General features: G+C 66.8%; 14 protein-coding genes. 9 read left to right on the top strand and 5 right to left on the bottom strand.

Annotated elements, in window-relative coordinates:
* Positions 1–165: 165 nt before the first annotated feature.
* A complete protein-coding gene (locus DXK21_RS13870; RefSeq protein ID WP_114818392.1) occupies positions 166–2,055 on the bottom strand; it encodes a ribonucleoside-diphosphate reductase subunit alpha in 1,890 nt (629 codons plus the stop codon).
* Positions 2,056–2,308: 253 nt separating this feature from the next.
* Between DXK21_RS13870 and DXK21_RS13875 the strand changes: the two genes are divergently transcribed.
* The 3 genes from DXK21_RS13875 (at position 2,309) to DXK21_RS13885 (ending at position 6,639) form a co-directional block, all read left to right on the top strand.
* Positions 2,309–3,058 (top strand): phosphatase PAP2 family protein, encoded by a 750-nt coding sequence (locus DXK21_RS13875; RefSeq protein ID WP_114818370.1) that lies wholly within the window; start codon positions 2,309–2,311, stop codon positions 3,056–3,058.
* 67 nt (positions 3,059–3,125) lie between these two features.
* Positions 3,126–4,451: an acetyl-CoA hydrolase/transferase family protein gene (locus tag DXK21_RS13880; protein WP_114818371.1), complete on the top strand. Its 1,326-nt coding sequence runs from the start codon at positions 3,126–3,128 to the stop codon at positions 4,449–4,451.
* Positions 4,452–4,536: 85 nt separating this feature from the next.
* Positions 4,537–6,639 carry a hybrid sensor histidine kinase/response regulator gene (locus DXK21_RS13885; RefSeq protein WP_114818372.1) on the top strand — a complete coding sequence of 701 codons (2,103 nt, stop codon included), beginning with the start codon at positions 4,537–4,539 and terminating at the stop codon, positions 6,637–6,639.
* On the opposite strand, the gene DXK21_RS13890 is transcribed toward DXK21_RS13885, so the two are convergent.
* Positions 6,636–7,277, bottom strand: a complete 642-nt coding sequence (locus tag DXK21_RS13890; RefSeq protein ID WP_114818373.1) for a glutathione S-transferase family protein — start codon at positions 7,275–7,277, stop codon at positions 6,636–6,638. The two genes, DXK21_RS13885 and DXK21_RS13890, sit on opposite strands and share 4 nt — an antisense overlap.
* A gap of 155 nt (positions 7,278–7,432) precedes the next feature.
* Between DXK21_RS13890 and DXK21_RS13895 the strand changes: the two genes are divergently transcribed.
* Entirely contained in the window at positions 7,433–8,476 is a 1,044-nt protein-coding gene (locus DXK21_RS13895) for a ribonucleotide-diphosphate reductase subunit beta (RefSeq protein ID WP_114818374.1), read from the top strand.
* A 48-nt stretch (positions 8,477–8,524) separates the two neighbouring features.
* Here DXK21_RS13895 and ku read toward each other — a convergent pair whose 3' ends face one another.
* Positions 8,525–9,349, bottom strand: a complete 825-nt coding sequence (gene ku / locus DXK21_RS13900) for a non-homologous end joining protein Ku (RefSeq protein ID WP_114818375.1) — start codon at positions 9,347–9,349, stop codon at positions 8,525–8,527.
* 101 nt (positions 9,350–9,450) lie between these two features.
* On the opposite strand from ku, the gene DXK21_RS13905 reads away from it, so the two are divergent.
* Positions 9,451–10,101, top strand: a complete 651-nt coding sequence (locus DXK21_RS13905; RefSeq protein WP_114818376.1) for a DUF1345 domain-containing protein — start codon at positions 9,451–9,453, stop codon at positions 10,099–10,101.
* Positions 10,102–10,418: 317 nt separating this feature from the next.
* Positions 10,419–11,915 (top strand): DEAD/DEAH box helicase, encoded by a 1,497-nt coding sequence (locus tag DXK21_RS13910; RefSeq protein WP_465251491.1) that lies wholly within the window; start codon positions 10,419–10,421, stop codon positions 11,913–11,915.
* 498 nt (positions 11,916–12,413) lie between these two features.
* Here DXK21_RS13910 and DXK21_RS13915 read toward each other — a convergent pair whose 3' ends face one another.
* Both DXK21_RS13915 and DXK21_RS13920 read right to left on the bottom strand, forming a co-directional pair.
* Positions 12,414–13,694 (bottom strand): OmpP1/FadL family transporter, encoded by a 1,281-nt coding sequence (locus DXK21_RS13915; RefSeq protein ID WP_245945225.1) that lies wholly within the window; start codon positions 13,692–13,694, stop codon positions 12,414–12,416.
* 197 nt (positions 13,695–13,891) lie between these two features.
* Positions 13,892–14,650 carry a competence/damage-inducible protein A gene (locus DXK21_RS13920; RefSeq protein ID WP_114818379.1) on the bottom strand — a complete coding sequence of 253 codons (759 nt, stop codon included), beginning with the start codon at positions 14,648–14,650 and terminating at the stop codon, positions 13,892–13,894.
* Positions 14,651–14,794: 144 nt separating this feature from the next.
* Between DXK21_RS13920 and map the strand changes: the two genes are divergently transcribed.
* From map to DXK21_RS13935, 3 genes are all read left to right on the top strand, one after another.
* A complete protein-coding gene (gene map, locus DXK21_RS13925; RefSeq protein WP_114818380.1) occupies positions 14,795–15,616 on the top strand; it encodes a type I methionyl aminopeptidase in 822 nt (273 codons plus the stop codon).
* A gap of 138 nt (positions 15,617–15,754) precedes the next feature.
* Positions 15,755–16,492 carry a RadC family protein gene (gene radC / locus DXK21_RS13930; RefSeq protein WP_211306043.1) on the top strand — a complete coding sequence of 246 codons (738 nt, stop codon included), beginning with the start codon at positions 15,755–15,757 and terminating at the stop codon, positions 16,490–16,492.
* On the top strand, positions 16,489–17,013 hold the full coding sequence (locus DXK21_RS13935; RefSeq protein WP_114818381.1) for a GNAT family N-acetyltransferase: 525 nt from the start codon (positions 16,489–16,491) through the stop codon (positions 17,011–17,013). The genes radC and DXK21_RS13935 overlap by 4 nt, the downstream gene beginning before the upstream one ends.
* Positions 17,014–17,017 lie beyond the last annotated feature (4 nt).

A 17,017-nucleotide genomic window follows, 5' to 3' on the forward strand; every position in this document is an offset into this window, starting at 1 on the left:
CAGAAGGCTAACCTAATTCGCTCGAGCTGGAGGCGTTTTCACACAGCCTCGACTCTTTCAAGCCACAATCCTGTCACGCTCAAACGAAACCGCCCGGAGGACGGTTCCCCCGGGCGGCTGGTTAAGTGCGGCTGGATCAGCCGATCGTGATGCGAGCGGCGCGGCCTATTGGCAGGCCAGGCACTCGTCGTAGTCGGTGGGGGCTGCGGAGAAGAGATCCGGCTGGTTGGGATCGATCTCGGCTTCGACCTTGTCCTCGGCGCCGGCGAAGGCCGCGCGCTGCACCGACTTGGAGCGCAGGTAATACAGCGACTTCACGCCGCGTTCCCAGGCGGACCAGTGCAGCATGTGCAGGTCCCACTTGTTCACGTCGCCGGGGATGAAGAGGTTCAGCGACTGGGCCTGGCAGATTTCCGGCGCGCGGTCGGCGGCCAGCTCCACCACCCAGCGCTGGTCCAGCTCGAAGGCGGTCTTGAAGATGCCCTTCTCGTCGTCCGACAGGGCCTCCAGGTGCTGCACCGAGCCTTCGTGTTCGAGGATCGAGTTCCACACGGCCTCGGTGTCGATGCCCTTCTCGCCCAGCAGTCTCTGCAGATAGGGGTTCTTGACCGCGAACGAGCCCGACAGGGTCTTGTGCGTATAGATGTTGGCCGGGATCGGCTCGATGCCCGCCGAAGTGCCGCCGCAGATGATCGAGATCGAGGCGGTCGGGGCGATGGCCAGCTTGTGGCTGAAACGTTCCATCACGCCCTGTTCGGCGGCGTCCAGGCAGGCGCCCTTTTCCTCGGCCAGCACGCGGCTGGCCTTGTCGGCCTCGCGGCGCAGGTGCTTGAACAGACGCATGTTCCACGACTTGGCCATGGCGCTTTCAAAGGCCACGCCCTGCCCCTGAAGGAAGGAGTGGAAGCCCATCAGGCCCAGACCCACCGACCGCTCGCGCTTGGCCGAATAGACCGCCGCCGCCATGGCCGGCGGGGCGCGCTGGATGAAGTCCTCCAGCACATTGTCCAGGAAGCGCATGATGTCTTCGATGAACTTGGGTTCTTCGCGCCATTCCAGGAAGCTCTCGGCGTTGACCGAGGACAGGCAGCAAACGGCGGTGCGTTCGGCGCCCAGATGGTCCTTGCCGGTGTGCAGCATGATTTCCGCGCACAGGTTCGACTGCTTGACCTTGAGGCCCAGCGCCCGCTGGTGCGGGGCCATCTGGCGGTTCACCGTGTCCGAGAAGATCAGATAGGGCTCGCCCGTCTGCATGCGGATGTCGAGCAGCTTGGTCCACAGCGATCGGGCGTCGACGGTCTTCATGACCGCGCCGTCCTTGGGCGACTTCAGGTCGAAGGTGGAGCCGGCCTTCACCGCCTCCATGAACTCGTCGGTGATGTTGATGCCGTGGTGCAGGTTCAGGGACTTGCGGTTGAAGTCGCCCGAGGGTTTGCGGATCTCGAGGAACTCCTCGATCTCGGGGTGGTGAATGTCCAGATAGACGGCGGCCGAGCCCCGGCGCAGCGACCCTTGCGAGATCGCCAGCGTCATGGAGTCCATCACGCGGATGAAGGGGATGATGCCGCTGGTCTGGCCCGCGCCCTTGACCTTCTCGCCGATGGAGCGGACGCCGCCCCAGTAGGTGCCGATGCCGCCGCCGTTCGAGGCCAGGGCGACGTTTTCGTTCCACACGGTCTGGATGCCGTCCAAGCTGTCGCCCACGGCGTTCAGGAAGCAGCTGATCGGCAGGCCGCGGTCGGCGCCGCCGTTCGACAGGACCGGCGTGGAGGGCATGAACCACAGCTTCGACATGTAGTCGTAGATGCGCTGGGCGTGCTCGGCGTCGTCGGCATAGGCCGTCGAGACGCGGGCGAACATGTCCTGATAGCTTTCGCCCGGCAGCAGGTAGCGGTCTTCGAGGGTCTTCTTGCCGAAGTCGGTCAGCACGGCGTCGCGCGAGCGGTCCAGGGTCAGACCCGTGACCAGCTTCAGCTGGGGTTTATCGCCGGCCGGAACCGAAGAAAGCGCCGTGAATTCCGTCGTCTGCAACGCTTCGCCGCCTGCCATCACTATGCCCCGTCGTGCTGTGGATAACGCCAGATGTTGTGTGGATAACAACCTGTCGTCCCTAAATGTAGTGTTAAGGCCCGGCACCATTCAAACTTTTTTTTGGGCGCAGACGAAGATTAAAGACTTGCCAACCGTGAATGTCTGAGTGGGCTTGGCTGAGCGGCTTGGTGATCTGGGATCACAGGGAGATTCGGATCTGTTTTTGTCCCGCTGAGGGACAACGGGAACGGCTCACCAGCTTGACCGTTAGCGGCTCATGGCTCCGCATCCCACCGCCTTCCTGACCCGCGCCCTGCGCGTGGCCCGCACCGAAATCGCCGCCGTCGCCGCGCTGCTGGTGATCGCCCTGGGCACCCTGACCTTCATCGAGGTCGCCGACGACATGCGCGAGGCCGACGGCCAGGCCTTCGACCAGGCGGTGCTGCACGCCGTGCGGCCCTTCGCCGATGATCCAGGCCGTCCCTGGGGGCCGTGGTGGCTGCATGAGGCGGCAGCGGACATCACCTCGCTCGGCGGGATTTCAGTCCTGACTCTGTTCGCCCTGATGGCCCTCGGCTTCATGCTGTTTCAGGGCAAGCGGCTGTCGGCCCTGTTGCTGGTCGTCGGTCTGGCCGGCGGCGTGGCCCTCAGCGAAGGCCTGAAGGCCCTGTTCGAGCGCGAACGCCCGCCGCTGGAGTTTCAGGCGGTCGAGACCCTGAACGCCAGCTTTCCCTCCGGCCACGCCCTGTTGTCGACGGTCTTCTATCTGACGCTCGGGGTCATGCTGACACGGGCCTTTCCGCGCAAACGGATGAAGGCCTATGTCCTGGGCTGCGGCGTCCTGATCGCCCTGCTCATCGGTCTGACCCGCATCTATCTGGGGGCGCACTGGGCCTCGGACGTCTTCGCCGGGTGGAGCGTCGGCGCGGCCTGGGCCATGGCCCTGTGGCTGTTCGCCTATGCGATCCAGCGGCGCCAGCGGCTTCATGACGCGCCCTTGCAGGACGCGCCTTCGACCAATGTCTAGCGGTCGGAAAGCGCCGGGCGCCGGATAACGGATCAAACAGAGCCGAAGTGCCGTTCGAGGAAGCGCCATGACCGATTACGCGATTCAGTACGCCGAGCGCCTGATGTCGCCCGCCGACGCCGCCGCCCTGATCCCGTCAGGGGCCAAGGTGGCCATGGCCCTGGGCGTCGCCCAGCCGCCCGCCCTGCTGAAGGCCCTGGCCGACCGGGCCGAGGCGAAGGCCGTTGGCGACATCAACATCTACTACCTGCTGTCCACCGCCATCGCCGGCGACACGGTGCTGCGCTACGAACTGACCGACCGGCTGCGGCCCCACAGCCTGTTCCACGGCGCCATCGAACGGAAGCTGGAAGCGCGCGGGATCGAGGAAGGACGCCAGGGCGTCTGGTTCGTCCCCACCGGCTTCCAGCAGACGCCCAAGGTCCTGACGCGCGAGATCGGGGTCGATACGCTCGTGGCCACGGTCTCGCCGATGGACGCCGACGGCAACTTCAGCCTCGGCACGAACACTGACTACGCCCTGGCCGTCTCGCGCACCGCCCAGCGGGTGATCCTGGAGGTCAATCCGCACATGCCGCGCGTCTTCGGCGACTGCACCGTGCATGTGTCGCAGGTCACGGCCCTGGTCGAGCACGCCGCGCCCCTGCTTGAGGCGGGCAAGGCCGCGCCCCAGCCGCAGGACCTGACCATCGGCGGCCTGATCGCCGGCCTGATCGAAAACGGTTCGACCCTGCAGATGGGCATCGGCGCCCTGCCTGACGCGGTCTGCGCGGCTCTGCATGATCACGCCGACCTGGGCATTCACACCGAACTGCTGACGCCCGGCCTGGTCGAGCTGATGCGCGCCGGCGTCGTCACCAATGCGAAGAAGAGCCTGCATCCGGGCAAGACCGTCTTCACCTTCGCCATGGGCGACCGCTCCACCTATGACTTCCTGCACGAGAACCCGGGGCTGGAGGCCCGCCCGGTCGACTACGTCAACGACCCGGCCGTCATCGCCCGCAACGACAAGATGGTCTCGGTCAACGCCACCTTGCAGATCGACCTCTTCGGCGCCTGCTGCTCTGAGTATCTGAACGGGCGGCAATATACGGCGTCGGGCGGCCAGCTGGACTTCGTGCGCGGCGCCTCGGCGTCGCAGGGCGGCCAGTCGATCATCGCCTGTCATTCGACGGCGGCCAAAGGCGCCGCCTCGCGCATCGTCGCCCGACTGGACGGCCCCGTGACCACGCCGCGCAATGATACGCAGATCGTCGTCACCGAGCATGGCTGGGTCAATCTGCGCGGCCTGACCGTGGATCAGCGCGCCCGCGCCCTGATCGGTCTGGCCGCGCCGCAGTTCCGCGAGGGTCTTCAGGCCGAGGCGCGGGCCATGGGACTGATCGCGGCCTAGGGAAACCGACGTAATCCTGGCGGTAGGCTTTGTTTACAATTGAGGCGCAGGTTTGACCTAGGGTGGATTGGTCGGGGAGTGGGGTATGAGCGGACGCTGGCGGGCGTTTCGTCATGAGGCGGGCCAGGAGGCCGGCCCCCGTTCCGCCGTCTACGTCCTTCTGTTCATGCTCTGCCTGTTGCTGGGCCACTGGAGCACGACGACCTTTCAGGCGGTGATCGTCTGGCCCGCCAACGGCGTGATGCTGGCGGCCTTCCTGCAACTGCCCCGACAGCGCGCGGCGGTCGTTCTGGCCCTCTGTTTCGGACTGAACCTGCTGAGCGCCATCGTGCGCGGAGACGCCCCGCCCTTCGTCTGGCTGAATCCCATGTTGAACCTGCTCCAGGTCCTGGCAGCGGGCCTTCTGGCGCGGCGCCTGTGCGGCGCGGCTCTGGATATGCGGCGGCCTCGGCGGATGGTCCTGTTCGCCGTCGGCGCCGCGGCGCCGGCGGTGGCCTTGACCGCCACCATCAGCATCGTCGTGGCTCTGGCCGTGCGTGACTATTCTCTGGTCCGGGCCGCCTTCGCCTGGCGACACCTGTTTGCGATGGAGTTGCTGGGCCTGGTGATCGTCACCCCCAGTCTGCTGCTGTTGGCCCGGGCGCATCGCTTCCGCCAGGTCAGCCCGTCGCCGCTGGAGATCATCGCCGTCCTGGGCCTGGTGACGGCGACGGCGCTGTGGATCTTCACCCAGTCCACGCCCCTGCTCTTTATGATGTTCCCGCCGCTGATGCTGGCGGCCTTCCGGCTGTCGCCGCCCTGGATGGCCGTCGCCCTCGTGCTGACGATGCTGATCAGCGGCCTGATGACCCTGACCGGGCATGGTCCGGTCAGCGCCTCGCCGGTCCCCTATGTGGCGGAGCTGGCCGGCCTCTCGGACCGCATGCGACAGATGCCGCTCTACTACGGCTTCCTGCTGGTGGCGGCTATGACCGCCCTGCCGATCAGCGCCCTGATCGCCGAGCGTCGCTCCTTCATCGCCCGCCTGGCCCGGCGCACGGCGATCGCCCTGGAGCAACGCCGACGGGCCGAAGCCGCCGATGCGGTCAAGTCGCGCTTCCTCGCCCTGATGAGCCATGAGATGCGCACCCCGCTGAACGGGGTCAGCGGCTACGCCGACCTGCTGTCGCGTCGCGACGACCTGCCGCGCGAGGCCCAGGCCCAGATCGCCGCCATCCGTCAATCCGGGGAGGCCATGCTGACCCTGGTCGAGGATGTCCTGGACGTGTCGCGCGGCGACGAGCCCCTGTGCCTGGAGCCCTTCGACCTGGCCGCCCTGATCCAGGATGCGGTCGCGCTGGACGCCGCAGCCGCGCGGGCCAAGGGGCTGCGGTTCGATGTGGAAATGACGCTACAGCCCGGCGGTCGCGTGCTCGGCGACGCCCGGCGTCTGCGCAGCGCCCTGCGTCATCTGGTCTCGAACGCCGTCAAGTTCACCGACCACGGCGCGATCCGGCTTCTGGCGCGGCATGAAGGGGACCGCCTGCTGGTCGAGGTGGCCGACACCGGCTGCGGCATAGCGGACGATTTCATTCCCCGCCTGTTCGACCCCTTCGCCCAGAGCGATGATTCCCTGCGCCGTCGCCACGGCGGAGCGGGCGTGGGCCTGCCCGCTGCACGACGTCACGCCCGATGCATGGGCGGCGACATCATGCTGTTTTCGACCTCGCCGGCGGGGTCGGTCTTCCACCTGACGGCGCAGCTGGAGGCGCTCGACGCGCCCGCCGCAGAAACGCCGACGGAAGTCGCCGCCCTGCGCGCCCTGATTGTCGACGACCATCCGGTCAACCGCCAGATGCTGCGGCTGCTGATCGAGGCGGCGGGCTGCGAGGCGGTCGAAGCCGCCGACGGTCTGGAGGCGCTGGAAAAGGCCAGCGGCGGCGGTTTCGACCTGATCCTGATGGATGTGCGGATGCCGCGTCTGGACGGACTGGAGGCCACGCGCCGTATTCGCGCCCTGCCGTCCGATGCGGGCGAGGTGGCTATCCTGGCCGTGACCGCCGACGCCATGCCCGAAGACGCCGCACGCTGTCTGGCGGCGGGCATGGACGCCCACCTGGCCAAGCCCGTCACCCACGAGCGCCTCTACGCCGCCATCGACCAGACCTTCCGCGCCGCCGCCTGCCGCGACCATATCCACGCGGCCTAGGCGTCGTCGAAGGGGAAGCGTTCGCTCCAGAAGGCTTGCAGTTCCGGCAGCTCGTCCACCCGGCGCATGGCGTCGGCCATGCCGGGGGCCTCGATGGAAAAACGCGCGCGACGCGGCGTCCAGCGGCTGGCCACGGCGACGTAGAGGTCCAGCACGCTCAGTTCCTCGCCCAGCAGGAAGCGCCCCGGCCTGATCTGGCTGTCCATCACGCGCCAGCATTCGGCGATGCGCTCGGCGGTGCGTCGCTTCACCTGTTCCTGCGCCGCCGCATCGTCGCCGACCAGCCTTGACGGCTCGTCCCGCACCCAGAACATCGAATAGACGGCGGCGGGGATGAAGGTCATCCAGCGCAGGAACTGCGCCCGCCTTGGATCATTGATCGTCGGTCCCAGGCGCGCTTCGGGATAGGCGTCGGCCAACCAGATGAGGATGGCGGCGCTTTCCGTGAGCGTCTCGCCGCTGGGCAGGACCAGGGCCGGGATCTGACGCATGGGGTTGGCGACGGCCACCTTGTCGCGTTCGGCCTCCCCCTCCCAGGTCACGGCCTCGATGACGCGATAGTCCAGTCCGATCAGGGTCATGGCGGCCTCGACCGGGACCGATCCCGAGCCGACCGCGCCGTAAAGCGTGAAACTCATCCCCAGGCTTCTCCCCATCTGATTCGCCTCTGACCACCATATCTAGCGGTCGGATGAAAATATGATCGCAAGATAGGCGTATTCCGACTTGGCGCCGGGCCGCGCCGGACGCATGGTGAAACTCGCTTCTCCCGGATTCGCTTCAGGTCATTTTGATGAACGCCCACTCCTCGATCATCCGCCCCGGAACGGCCGGACTGCTGACGCCCTCCGCCGCCTACAAGCCCTTCCGCTATCCGTGGGCCTTCGACATGTGGAAGAAGCAGCAGCAGGTCCACTGGATGCCCGAAGAGGTGCCGCTGGGCGAGGACGTCAAGGACTGGGCCGCCAACCTGACCGACAGCGAGCGCAACCTGCTAACGCAGATCTTCCGCTTCTTCACCCAGGCCGACATCGAAGTCCAAGACAACTACATGGAGCGCTACGGCCGGGTGTTCAAACCGACCGAAGTGAAGATGATGCTGGCCTCCTTCGCCAATATGGAGACCATCCATATTGCGGCCTACGCCCTGCTGCTCGAGACCATCGGCATGCCCGAGAGCGAGTTCGGCGCCTTCATGGAATACGAGGCCATGCGGGACAAGCATGACTTCATGGGCCGGTTCGGGGTCGATACCGACGCCGACATCTGCCGGACGCTCGCCATGTTCGGCGGCTTCTCCGAAGGCCTGCAGCTGTTCGCATCCTTCGCCATGCTGATGAACTTCCCGCGCCAGTCTAAGATGAAGGGCATGGGCCAGATCGTCAGCTGGTCGGTGCGCGACGAGAGCCTGCACTGCGACGGCATCATCAAGCTGTACCACGCCTTCAACAAGGAGACGGGCGCCGTCACCAAGGCCGTTGCCGACGACATCGTCGACTGCTGCAAGACCGTGGTCACGATGGAAGACAAGTTCATCGACCTGGCCTTCGAAATGGGCCCGGTCCACGGCATGACGCCCGACGACATCAAGCAGTACATCCGCTTCATCGCCGACTGGCGCCTGCGCCAGCTGCAGCTGCCGGAAGTTTACGGCGTGACGGAAAACCCCCTGCCCTGGCTGCAGTCGCTGCTGTCAGGCGTCGAGCACGCCAACTTCTTCGAAGCCCGCGCCACCGAATACTCCAAGGCGGCGACGCAAGGCTCGTGGCACGGCGTCGACGGCGTCTGGGACAGCTTCGACGCCATGATGAAGCGGCGCGAAACGGCCGAGAGCTGAACCGCGCGCCTTGGTCCTGATCGACAGCGTCTGTCAGGACCGAAGTCCTTAGCCGGCCTTCTTCTTCGCGGCGGACCGGCCTGAGGCCGACTTGGGCGCCGGCCCTTTCAGGCTGGCCTTCAACGCCGCCATCAGGTCGATGACGTTCGTGTCGTCCGGCTCCGGCGCCGTGACCACGCCCTTGCCGCCCTTCGCCTTGGCCTTGATCATCTCGCGCAGGGCCTCGTCGTAGCGGTCGTGGAAGCGGGTCGGATCGAAGTCCGCCGCCTTCTGGCCGATGATGCGCGCGGCGATCTCGACCATGTCGGCGTCCGCCTTCACCTCGGGGATGTCGTCAAAGAATTCGTCGGCGGCCTTCACTTCGTCATGGGCGCGCAGGGTATAGGCCACCAGCCCCTTGCCGTGGACCTCCAGCGCCAGCTGCCGCTCCTTGCCGCGCAGCACCAGCTGGCCCAGGGCGATCTTGCCCGCGCTCTTCATCGCCTCGCGGATCACGGCGAAGGCTTCGACGCCCACGCCCTTTTCCGGGACCACATAGAAGGGGTCGTCCCAATAGAGGCGGTCGATGTCCGCCTCGTCGACGAACTGGTCGATAGAGATGGTCTTGGTGCTCTCCAGCTTCACCTTGTCGAAGTCGGCCTCGTCGAACAGGACGTACTCGTCCTTGGACATCTCATAGCCCTTGACCAGATCGGACCGCTCGACCGGCCCCGTGTCCGGGTCGGTCGTCACCATGCGGATGCGGTTGTTGGTGGCCGGATTGATCAGGTGAAAGCGCACGTCGCCGGCGCTGCTGGTCGCGGTGTAGAGGGCGACCGGACAGGTCACGAGCGACAGCTTCAGATGTCCCTGCCAAGTCGGTCGCGCAGCCATGATCCAGTCCTCCAGCCCGGTTCAACGGGCCGAGCGAGGATTCGTTCAAGCCCCCGACAGCCCTCTGGCCCCGCCCGCAGAACCGCGCCATCATTCGCGCCATGAGCTGGATCGCCCGCCTGTTCCGCCTGCATATCGCCCTGTGGCTGGGGCTGGCGGTCCTGATCGTGGTTTTCGCCCTGACCCCCGGCGACTGGGACTGGCCGACGCGGATCGCGGCGGGATGGGGCGGCGGCGCTTTCGCCTTCCTGGCGCTGACCTTCGCCCGCCTGCTCCGTTCCCGGTCGGTCGAGGCCATTCGCAAGCGCGCCGCCGAGATGGATCAGGCCGGCGGCGCGGTCCTGCCGCTCAGCCTGCTGGCGGCGGCGGCCAGCGTCTTCATCATCGTCATGGAGGCCGCGGGCGGCGGCCGACCGTCAGCGGCTTCGGCCCTCTTCTCCATCGCCGTCATCGCCCTGTCCTGGCTGTTCGTGCACGTCATCTTCACCCTGCACTACGCCCACGAATTCTACGCCCCTGCCGACAAGGGAAAAGGCGATCGACAGGGCCTGATCTTTCCCGGCGAGGATGACGCCGACTACTGGGACTTTCTGCACTTCGCCCTGATCATCGGCGTCGCCAACCAGACCGCCGACATCCAGATCAGCAGTCAGAAACTGCGCCGCATCGCCACCCTGCACAGCCTGGTGGCCTTCCTGTTCAACACCGTGATCCTGGCCCTGGCGGTCAATATGGCGGTCAACCTGCTCTAGCATTTACGCTCTTCGCCTTGACTTGGCCGTTATTGAGGCCCATCTGCGCTGCGTCGCACCATGCGGCGGCCGGCTTCCTGCAACGCGTGTGGGTCTTCCTCTGCGAAGACCTGATTGCAGACGCAGCCGGCAAGACCTCAGAGTCATTACGTCGTCCGGACACGCGGGGCGGCGCCCCGATCCACCCCGACGGCTTCATTCCGAAGCTCTATCGGGATTGGCGGAGCGTCTCACTCTTGTTGCGTGCGATCAGAAGGCTCCGCCTTCTCGACCCGACGCACGCGGGGACACGCTTCGTCGCCAGCGAAAGACGTTCCGTGAGCAATATCACTTTTGAATCCATGGGCCTGAACAAGGCCCTCCTCCAGGCGCTGGACGCCACCGGCTATACGACGCCGACGCCGATCCAGGCCAAGGCCATCCCCGACGTCATGCTGGGCAAGGACCTGCTGGGCATCGCCCAGACCGGCACCGGCAAGACCGCCGCCTTCGCCCTGCCGATCCTGCATCGCCTGGCCGAGAACCGCATCGCGCCCAAGCCGCGCACCACGCGCTGCCTGATCCTGTCGCCCACGCGTGAACTGGCCAGCCAGATCGCCGACAGCTTCAAGCAGTACGGTCAGCACCTGGGCTTCCGCGTCGCCGTCATCTTCGGCGGCGTCAAGTACGGCCCGCAGGAACGCGCCCTGCAACAGGGCCTGGACATCCTGGTCGCCGCCCCCGGCCGCCTGCTGGACCACCTGCAACAGAAGACGCTGGACCTCAGCTCGACGGAAATCTTCGTCCTCGACGAAGCCGACCAGATGCTGGACCTGGGCTTCATCAAGCCTATCCGTCAGATCGTCAGCCGCATTCCGGCCAAGCGTCAGAACCTCTTCTTCTCGGCCACCATGCCGTCGGAGATCGGCAAGCTGGCCGGCGAGCTGCTGAAGGACCCGGTCAAGGTCCAGGTCACGCCCCAGGCCACCACGGTCGAGCGCATCAAGCAGTCGGTCGTCCACATCGAACAAGGTCGCAAGCGCGCCCTGCTGACCGAGCTCTTCTCTGACGCCGCCTATACGCGCTGCCTGGTCTTCACCAAGACCAAGCACGGCGCCGACAAGGTCGCGGCCTATCTGGAAGCCGGCGGCGTCGAAGCCGGCGCCATCCACGGCAACAAGAGCCAGTCGCAACGCGAACGCGCCCTGGAAGCCTTCAAGCAGGGCAAGCTGCGCGTCCTGGTCGCCACCGACATCGCCGCGCGCGGCATCGACGTGGACAAGGTCACGCACGTCGTGAACTTCGAGCTGCCCTTCGTGCCGGAAGCCTATGTCCACCGCATTGGCCGTACGGCCCGCGCGGGCGCTGAAGGCACCGCTATCAGCTTCGTCGCCGGCGACGAGATGAAGCTGCTCAAGGACATCGAAAAGGTCACGCGCCAGAAGATCCCGGCCATCGACCGTCGTAACGACAAGGCCCTGGGCATGCTCGACGCCTCGATCATGGCCGCCGGCGTCAACTCCAAGGCCACCCTGCCCGACCGTGAAGAGCGCGGCGGTCGTGGCGGACGCGGCGGCGGCGAAGGCCGCAACCGCAACCCGCGTCGCGACGGCGTCAAGCCGGAGGGCGGCGGTCAGCCGCACCGCCTGCGCAAGCCGGGTCCGGGTCGCGCCCACGTCGAACGTCCAGTCGCCGCCTATGACCCCATGGCCGGCGAACGTCCCAAGTCCTCGCCGCGCTCGGCACCTGCCGCCGAACCCAAGGCCGTCGGGGAACTGAAGCGCCGCAGCCGCCGCCCGTCGAACGGCGGCAAGGGCTACAGCGCCCAGGGCTGATCCCTCGGATCATCGACACGTCAGAAACGCCGGGCTCTCCGCGAGAGCCCGGCGTTTTTCATTTCGGCAGCCCTTTCCTCCCCACTTGTGGGGAGGGGGACCGCGTAGCGGTGGAGGGGGCGGCGCAGACATCACCCGTCGCGACGCCCCCTCCGTCACGGCCGCTATCGCGTCCGCGCCACCTCCCCATCGGCTCCGCCGACAGGGAGGAAAGACCCGCCATCCCCTCCACACCTCGCACCGCCCCTTTTGCAAAAACAACGCCCTAGGGTCGTTTCACGCCCTTTCGCCAGCCCTACCTCGCCCCTCGCCTAGACTTGGCGCATGACCGCCCAGACGCCCCGCCGCACAGCCCTTGCCGCCGAAACCGGCGCTCCCTCACCCGCCGCCCATTGCACCAATTGCACTGTTTTTTTCGCGGCGCCGTGCAATCCCGCCCATGAAAAACGGCGGCCCCCGCAAGGGAGCCGCCGCATTCCGGTCAGGCTGTCGTCGGGATCAGAAGGCCCAGCGCGCCCCCAGCGAGGCGACCAGGGCCGAGCCCTCGGCCGTACCGCGCAGGTGCGAGGTCGTGGCCGCCGGCGTGCCGCCGTAGAAGGTGCGGTCGTCGAAGATGTCGCTGTCGCTGAAGGCGATGTAGGTCAGACCGGCGTCGAAGGTCACGCCCGGCGTCACCTCGGTCGAGCCGCCGACCGAGAACAACAGGCGGTCGGCGTCGGGGATGCGGGCCGTACGCAGGCTGTCGCGGGTCGGGGTCGGATCATAGCCGACGCCGGCGCGCAGAGTGGTCTTGTCGCTGAGGGCGTAATCCAGGCCGATCGCGCCCGTGGTCACGTCCTTGTAGTTCTGATGGATCGAGTCGCCGCCGCCGGCGTATTCGACGTCGATGGCCTGGAACTCGCTCCAGCCGATGCGGTTGACCTGGGCGTTCAGCGTCAGCTTGTCGTTGACCGCATAGCGCACCGAGGCCGAGGCGAACCAGGGCGTGTTGAAGCTGGCCTTGCCGGCGGTGGCGACATTGCTGCCCGCCAGCGGACCCAGCAGACCCGAAATGGCGATGTCGCCTTCCAGCTCATGCTCGATCTTGGAGCGATAGCTCAGGCCGAAATCCCACGGCCCCTTGTGCACCTGGGCGCCGACGTTCCAGCCATAGTCCCAGCCGTCGCCTTCCAGGGTGTTGGAGCCGTCCGGCAGCAGGGGCGACAGGTTGGGCAGGGCCGAGGTCAGCTTGGCCTTGACGTACTGCGCGTCCAGGCCCGCGCCGATGTCCAGCCAGTCGTTGACCTGATAGGCGACGGTCAGGCCGGCGTTGGCCGAGCGCAGCTCCGAGGTCAGGGCGTCGTAGCGGGTGAAGGAGGCCTGCTCGTACTTGGTCGTGAAGTTGTAGGGCGCGGCCACCGACACGCCGACGGCGAAGCGATCGCCGACCGGGGTGGCGAAGGCGAAGTTGGGCACCAGGCCGCTTTCGATCGGATCGACGTTGGTGTTGCGCGGATTGGTCACCGGCACATTGGCGCCGCCCGGATAGGTGACATAGGAGCCGTTGTTCTTGACCTCGGAATCGATCTTGATGGCGTGCATGCCGACCGAGACTTCACGGCCGCTGCGGGCGATGGCGGCGGGGTTCCACCACATCGAGCCCACGCCGCGGTCAGCGGCTTCGCCCGAGAAGGCGCGTCCGGCGCCGCGCACCGATTGTTCTTGCAGATAGAAGGAGCCGGCGAGGGCCGGCGCGGCCACGGAGGCCATGAGGACAGCGAGGCCGCTGAGGCGGGCCATGTTCCTGGGAGTCATTCGGTTTCACCTATGTCAGTCCGCCCGTCCTTACTGATGCGACGGGTCGTTGTTCGGGGAGGAAGGCGACGCTAGCAGTCACAGCGACAGTGTCGCGAAAGCGTTGCCTCCAAGGCCCCTGTCGGACCGCAAATCGGCGAAACCGTGGCGGGGAAGTCGCACAATTTCACACCTTGGTGAGCTTACGTTACGGCAATATCAATACCCAAAGAATGCAGTTCTCGGCAAAGATCGTGTTCCGCAAGGTCAACTTTGGCCTCATCACGACCACGGATCACCAGCTGGGTCCCGACCGCCCCCTCGCCGCCGAACCCGAACGGATAGCTGCCGAAGGACAGGTCGCGACGCGCGTCTGCGGCGGCCCGCAGAACCTCGGCGATCGCGCCCTCGCCGACGCCGAGGACGCGGATCGTCCGCGCATGGACCACCGCCCCGGTGCGCAGGCGCGGCGCCACGTCCTGCAACATGGCCTCCATGATCTTGGGCACGCCGGCCATGACGAAGACATTGCCGACCTGGAAGCCGGGCGCGTCCGTCACCGGATTGGCGATCAGGCTGCCGCCCTCGGGAATGCGCGCCATCCGCCGCCGCGCCGCGTTGAACTCGCCCGGACCATAGCGCCTCTCCAGAATGGCCAGGGCCTCGGGGTGCTCGGCCACCGCCACGCCGAAGGCCGCGCCCACGGCGTCGGCGGTGATGTCGTCGTGGGTCGGGCCGATACCGCCCGTCGTGAAGACATAGTCGCAGGCCGCGCGCAGGGCGTTCAGCGCCCCGACGATCTGATCCTGACGGTCGCCGACGGTGCGCGCCTCCATCAGGTCGATCCCCATCGCCGCCAGAAAGCGGGCGATGGTGTTCAGGTTCGTGTCCTTGGTTCGGCCGGACAGGATTTCGTCGCCGATGATCAGGACAGCGGCGGTCGGAGCAGCTTGAGCGTTCATGCCCCCCACATAGGGAGCGCGCCGCGCCGCGTCACCGGCGCCGCCTGACGGGGTTGAGGTTTTGTGCTAGGTTGGCCATCTGACATCCCAAGCCCAGCACACAGCCGCTCCCCCCAGTCTTCGCGGCGCGCCCGAAAGCAGATCATGTACGAGACCCCCGACCTGGATAACGACGCCTTCGTCCGCAGCCACGAAATCCGCATTCACGACGCGGACGCCTTCGAGGGCATGCGCAAGGCCGGTCGCCTGGTCGCCGAAGCATTGGACATGATCGGCGAGCACGTGAAGCCCGGCGTCACCACCGGCGAACTGGACGATCTGGTGCGCGAATTCACCCTGGCGCGCGGCGGCGTCCCCGCCTGCCTCGGCTACAAGGGCTACACCAAGACGATCTGCACCTCGATCAACCACGTCGTCTGCCACGGCATTCCCGGCGACAAGGTTCTGAAGGAAGGCGACATCGTCAACATCGACCACACGGTCATCGTCGACGGCTGGCACGGCGATTCCAGCCGCATGTTCCCGGTCGGCGAGATCAACGCCCGGTCGAAAAAGCTGATCGACGTCACCTATGACTCGCTGGAACTGGGGCTGGCCCAGGTCAAGCCGGGCAACACCTTCGGCGACATCGGCTTCGCCATCCAGAAATACGTCGAGGCCCAGCGCATGAGCGTGGTGCGCGACTTCTGCGGCCACGGCATCGGCCGGGTCTTCCACGACAGCCCCAACGTCCTGCACTACGGCCGCCGCGGCGAAGGCGCGGTGCTGAAGCCCGGCATGTTCTTCACCGTCGAGCCGATGGTGAACCTGGGCAAGCCGGCGGTGAAGGTGCTGTCCGACGGCTGGACCGCCGTGACCCGCGACAAGTCCCTGTCGGCCCAGTGCGAGCACACCATCGGGGTGACGGAAGACGGCCTGGAAATCTTCTCGGCCTCGCCGAAGGGCCTGTTCCGTCTGAAATTCTAGACCTCGCTCATCCCCGCGGAGGCGGGGACCCAGAGCTATGGCCCCGCAATCCAGCGCTTGATCCCTGCGACGGACAAGTTAGCGTCCGGTCCCAGGACTGGGTCCCCGCCTCCGCGGGGATGAGCGGATGGGGGCATCGTGTCCGACGGCGTCGCGGGAGCAATTCCAAAGCAGGCCAGGCCGCACCACGCCGGTCATCGTGAGCGGCTGCGTGAACGCGCGCGCGGCGCCGGCATCCACCACCTGCCTGACTATGAGCTGCTGGAGCTGTTCCTGTTCCGCAGCCAGCCGCAGGGCGACGTCAAACCCATCGCCAAGGCCCTGCTGACCCGCTTCGGCTCGCTGGCCGCCGTCCTGGCCGCCTCGGTCGAGGACCTGATGACCGTCCGTGCCGAGGATTCGCGCGGTCGCTCCAAGGGCGTCGGCGCCGAGACCGCCCTGGACCTGGCCGCCCTGCACGAAGTCTCGCGACGCGTGACCAAGGAGGAGGCGAACAAGCGCACCGTCATCACCTCGTGGACCGCGCTGCTGGCCTATGTCCGCCTCAGCCTTCAGCACGAACCACGCGAGCAGTTCCGCGTCCTCTACCTCGACAAGAAGAACCAGCTGATCCTCGACGAGATTCAGAACCGGGGCACGGTCGACCACGCCCCCGTCTATCCGCGCGAAGTGGTGCGCCGGGCGCTGGAGCTGTCGGCCAGCGCCATGATCATCGTCCACAACCACCCCTCGGGCGACCCGACCCCCAGCCGCGCCGATATCGACATGACCAAGCAGGTGATCGAGGCCGCGCGCGCGCTCAGCCTCCAAGTCCACGACCACCTCATCGTCGGCCGTGAAGGCGTAGCCAGCTTCAAACAACTGGGTTTGATGTGACCATTCTGACCACCGCCCGCCTGACCCTGACCCCCGTCGCCGTCAGCGACATGGACGACCTGATCGGCCTGTGGGCTGACGTCGACTTCACCCGCCACATCATGGGACGCGGTTTGTCGGAGGAAGAGGTCTGGTTCCGTCTTCTGCGTGATCTCGGCCACTGGCAGGCCAAGGGCTACGGCAACTGGACCATCCGCGAGACCGACAGCGGCGGCTATGTCGGCAGCGTCGGGGTGCTGGACTATCGCCGCGAGATGACGCCGCCTTTCGATGCGCCCGAGCTGGGATGGGGCGTCGCCCCTGCCTTCCAGGGCCTGGGCATGGCGTACGAGGCGCTTCAGGCCGCCCTGGCCTGGACCGACGCCTATCGGCTGGAGCCGCGCACCGTCTGCATGATCTCGCCCGACAACGCCCCCTCGGTGAAGCTGGCCCAGCGGGTCGGCTACCGCCCCTATGCCGAGACCGACTACAAGGGCTCGGCCGTCACCCTGTTTGAACGCCCGCGCGCGGTTGCGGGCTGACAGA

It is taken from the genome of Brevundimonas bullata (genome assembly GCF_003350205.1).
GTDB classification, from domain to species: domain Bacteria; phylum Pseudomonadota; class Alphaproteobacteria; order Caulobacterales; family Caulobacteraceae; genus Brevundimonas; species Brevundimonas bullata.